Genomic DNA, 995 nt, shown 5'->3' with positions numbered 1-995 from the left:
TCCGTTGCCAGATATAACTGGCATATCCTGTTGGTGCTGAAAGCTCTATTGTTTCACCTCTAGCCGAGCAAAGCAATATCGGAAGACTCACACATGATTTCGCTATATCGTCTTCAGTGGGAATACTATTACCCGGCTGAGAATCAACATCTGCTCTATCTTGTGTGTGTACCCAAGCCATATTACATGCTAGACCACCTACTGATGTCATAACTCTAGCACTTACTGTCATCGTAGCAGTATCACCTGCAGCGATGTTAATACCTGACCAAATACCTGTGATGGCATTGAAATTACCCTCAGAAACAGTATGTGAAACATAAATCATATTAGAAGTTAGACTATCTCTGACACTTATTGCAACCAAATCAGCTAAAGTATCTTTTCTGAAAACCTTTACGGTAAAAGTGATAATATCGTCAACATTAACTTGACATTGAGAATTTGAGGTTTTTGTCAACTCCACATCAACTAGGCTCGGAGCATTCGCAATTAGCGAAACTTGAGATTGGTTTGATGTGTTACCATCGTTGTCATTTCCAGTGTAGAATATAGGAGTCGGATTTCCGACAAATCCACTGGCAGGAGTAAATGTAATTGTTCCCGTAATAGGATTTACAGTCCAAACACCTTCACCAAGAACAGTCTTAGTTTTACCATTGCTGAGTGGGTCAGCACCAACAATGGTTACTGTTGAAGGAACAATGGTGTCACCATTGCTATCGTTAGCCAATATATCGACTGTCTTTGGCAAGCCAGGTATGTAAACATCAGAATTGTTTACCGTTTTAGGCAGATAATCTACCCACAATATCGCTGTATCTGATTTGCCTGTAGCCGTTTCTGTCATGTTATACACAATCGGAGTTGGGTCTGATTTGAACGTCGTCTCTGGCGTAAAGCCTGCTATGCCTGTTGTTGGATTGTACGTCCATGTTCCCTCGCCTGCTACAATTAGACTGGACTGATCACCAGCGGTGATGGGGTCTAGGTCA

1 protein-coding gene is annotated in these 995 nt (G+C 41.9%); it reads right to left on the bottom strand.

Annotated elements, in window-relative coordinates; genetic code table 11:
- The coding region (locus tag EGI31_RS14325) for a hypothetical protein (RefSeq protein ID WP_255037905.1) at positions 1-995 on the bottom strand (995 nt) is incomplete at both ends.

This window comes from Lacihabitans soyangensis, from assembly GCF_024343775.1.
In the GTDB taxonomy this organism is placed as follows: Bacteria; Bacteroidota; Bacteroidia; order Cytophagales; family Spirosomataceae; genus Leadbetterella; species Leadbetterella soyangensis.
The sequence above is the reverse complement of the archived record's forward strand: the minus strand, read 5'-3'. Positions and strand labels throughout refer to the sequence as shown.